The 3086-nt window shown below is 47.8% G+C and carries 4 protein-coding genes; all 4 read left to right on the forward strand.

Features of this window, described 5'->3' with window-relative positions; genetic code table 11:
* The first annotated feature begins 50 nt into the window (after positions 1 to 50).
* Positions 51 to 566, forward strand: a complete 516-nt coding sequence (gene lptA / locus Q0338_RS02630) for a lipopolysaccharide transport periplasmic protein LptA (protein ID WP_298085405.1) — start codon at positions 51 to 53, stop codon at positions 564 to 566.
* On the forward strand, positions 563 to 1186 hold the full coding sequence (gene yihA, locus Q0338_RS02635; protein ID WP_298085406.1) for a ribosome biogenesis GTP-binding protein YihA/YsxC: 624 nt from the start codon (positions 563 to 565) through the stop codon (positions 1184 to 1186). Before lptA ends, yihA begins: the two co-directional genes overlap by 4 nt.
* A gap of 136 nt (positions 1187 to 1322) precedes the next feature.
* On the forward strand, positions 1323 to 1808 hold the full coding sequence (locus Q0338_RS02640; protein ID WP_298085407.1) for a hypothetical protein: 486 nt from the start codon (positions 1323 to 1325) through the stop codon (positions 1806 to 1808).
* Positions 1805 to 3086, forward strand: a 1282-nt coding sequence (locus Q0338_RS02645) for a penicillin-binding transpeptidase domain-containing protein (RefSeq protein ID WP_298085408.1), incomplete at its 3' end; no start/stop codon positions are given. The genes Q0338_RS02640 and Q0338_RS02645, both read left to right, overlap by 4 nt.

Consider the following 3086-nt stretch of genomic DNA (forward strand, 5'->3'; position numbering starts at 1 on the left):
ATCAGCTACGATACTAAAACCAAACAAACAAACTCAAAAGGAATCCACGCATGGTATTTAATAAAAGATCAAAACTCCACAAACTAATACTTTCAGCCGCGCTAATTTCGGGCTTTGGCGCGACTACTCTTAGCGCCGCGCAGGAGCAGGTCGAGGTCACGGCGGATAATTTTTTCGCCGACGAGATCAAGCAGATCAGCGTTCTGACGGGCAACGTCCGCATCAAAAAGGGCGCTTATGATACGCTAAATTCCGATAAAGTGACGATCTACTTCGACGCCAAGCGCCAGCCTACCAAATATGTCGCGACGGGAAACGCAAATTTTAAAATTTTACTCAATCAAAAGCATTACGACGGCAGAGGCGGCGTACTGACCTATGATCCGACTATCGAGGCTTACACGCTCGAAAACAACGCCTATCTGCACGAGGCCGAGACCAAAAAGGAGGTTTACGGCGATAAGATCATCGTAAATCGCCAAAAAGGCACCTACGAAGTAAAAAGCGGCGGCGGCGAGAAAAAACCCGTGCGTCTGATCTTTCAGGTCGAAGATCAAAACAAATGATCTATCCTAGCAGCGCGCAGTTTATCACCTCCGCCGCAAATATCGCGGGTGCGCCCGAGTTTGCGATGAGCGAAGTGGCGTTTTTGGGGCGTTCCAACGTCGGCAAAAGCAGCCTGATAAACGCGCTTACCGGGCGCAAAAATCTAGCCAAATCAAGCTCGACGCCGGGCAAAACGCGCCTCATAAATTTTTTCGAGGTCGAGTATGCGCGCGGTATCAAAAACGAGCAAGGCGAGCCAAGCGAGGAGAGGGCAAATTTGACTTTCGTCGATCTGCCTGGCTTTGGATACGCAAAAGTAGCCAAAAGCATGCACGCGCAGTGGAGAAAAAACCTCGACGAATATCTAAAATTTAGAGCCAACATCAAGCTTTTCGTGCATCTCATCGACTCGCGCCAGTTTGATATGCAAATAGATAGGGACGTAAACGACTATTTGCAAAGCTTCTTGCGCCCCGACCAAAAGATTTTAAATTTCCTCACAAAATCAGACAAGCTAAATCAAAGCCAAAAAAGCGCGGTTTTAAAAGTCTATCCGGGCGCGCATTTCGTTTCGGCGCTTAAAAAAACAGGCGTAGAAAAGGCAAACGAGCTTATATATCTAAACGCGCTGGGGCTGTAATGAAATCAAAAAGCCGCAGGCAAATTTTGGCATTTTTACCATCAAATTTTCTAACTAAATTTACAAATTTAAGCGCCGCCAAGGCCAAATTTATAAATTTAGCTAAAAACCTATAATAATGCAAACGAGTGCGGCGATGCGAAGACTGGGCGCGGAGAAGCGATTTTTAAAGCAGCTTGCTTGGGTTGCTTTTTTAGTATTTTATCAGAGCATAACGACGGTATTTACGCACCTACCGCCTCTTATCGGGATATTTTTTACTTACATGATCATGCTAACTTTGCAAAAACAAAAGACGCTCAAAGAGTTTGGCAAGGAGTGGTATTTTTGTCTGTTTTACCTCACTTTTGCCGAGCAGGCGCACGGATTTGCGCTGTTTTCGGCCGTGATTGCGTTTATGCTTTTTTATCATTTTATGTCCGACTGGCTCATCGTTACGCTAAAATCAAGGGAGCTTTTGGCGGTTGGATTCGTCGCTAGCGGCTACGTTTGGACCTGCGCGACGAGCTCTTTTATCTCATACGCGGCAAATTTGCCTATGTTAAAATTTGACTACGAGTACCTAATCTACGTCGGCGTGGAGTCTGTTTTGGCGGTAGTTTTGTTTAGGGGGCGCTTATGAGGATGCGCATAGTGTTTGGCATCATATTTAGCGTCTGGGTGCTTTTGCTGGTGCGCGTTTATTATCTTAGCGTCAAATCAAACGATTTTTATGAGGAGATCGCCGAGCAAAATGCGGTAAAAACGCAGTATCTAGCTCCCGTCAGGGGGCTGATTTTAGACGCCAAAGGCCGTCCGATGGCGGTAAATCGCCTCGGTTTTTCCGTCGCGTTAAAGCCGCACCTGAGCGGCAAGAGGGCGGAGATTTTAGACGCCGAGCTTGCAAATTTGCAAAATTTATTCGAGGACCTAAACGTCACGAAGCTAAAGCGCGAATACGTCAAGGCCGACTCGCCTTATAACCAAGATTTTATTCAGATTATCGATTTTATGGACTACGACAAGATGATACCGCGCATCGCCGAACTATCGCTGCGAGAAAATTTGGAGGTCAAACCGGCATCCAAGCGCCACTATCCCTACAATAACCTAGCCTCTCACATCATCGGCTACGTCGGCCGCGCAAATCAGCAAGACGTCGAGTCCGATCCCGTCGCAAAGCTAACCAATCACACGGGCAGAAGCGGCACGGAGCGCTTTTATAACTCCGTCTTGCAGGGGCAAGAGGGCGTGCGAAAGGTAAAAGTAAATGCGCTAAATCAGGAGGTCGAGGAGGTATCCATGAGCTACCCGCAAAGTTCTGACATCTCGCTCACGATCGACCTTGAGATGCAAAAATACATCGAGGAAATTTTCGGCGATAACGCGGGCGTCATCATCGTGATGGACGTGAGAGACGGCTCGATACTGGCTGCGGGCAGCTTCCCAGAGTATGATTTAAACCCGTTCGTTACGGGGTTATCGCAGGCTAAATGGGACGAGCTTGTTAAAAGTATCGATCATCCGTTTACGAATAAGCTCGTAAACGGTCTTTATCCGCCGGGCTCGGTTATAAAAATGGGCGTAGCGATGGCGTTTTTAGATACCGGCAAGATGAGCCGCGCCGATGGGTATTTCTGCTCGGGCTCATTTGAGCTTGGAGGGCGAAATTTTCGTTGCTGGAACGTTTACGGACACGGTTTTATGGATATGAACTCGGCCATCCGAGAGAGCTGTGACGATTATTTTTATAAAGGCAGCTTAAAAGTCGGTATAGACGCCGTTTCGCCGGTTTTAGAGCGGCTGGGGTTTGGACAAAAGAGCGGAGTGGATCTGCCTAACGAATTTGTCGGTATCGTACCCGGGCGCGAGTGGAAGATGCAAAAATACGCTCAGCCGTGGTATCAGGGCGAGACGCTGA

The sequence above is a fragment of the uncultured Campylobacter sp. genome, assembly GCF_938018145.1.
Taxonomy (GTDB): Bacteria; Campylobacterota; Campylobacteria; order Campylobacterales; family Campylobacteraceae; genus Campylobacter_A.

What these genes read in the sequence shown, in the direction of transcription:
- lptA (WP_298085405.1), top strand. Translation starts at nt 51, where the DNA reads ATGGTATTTAATAAAAGATCAAAACTCCACAAACTAATACTTTCAGCC.
- Q0338_RS02640 (WP_298085407.1), top strand. Translation starts at nt 1,323, where the DNA reads ATGCGAAGACTGGGCGCGGAGAAGCGATTTTTAAAGCAGCTTGCTTGG.
- yihA (WP_298085406.1), top strand. Translation starts at nt 563, where the DNA reads ATGATCTATCCTAGCAGCGCGCAGTTTATCACCTCCGCCGCAAATATC.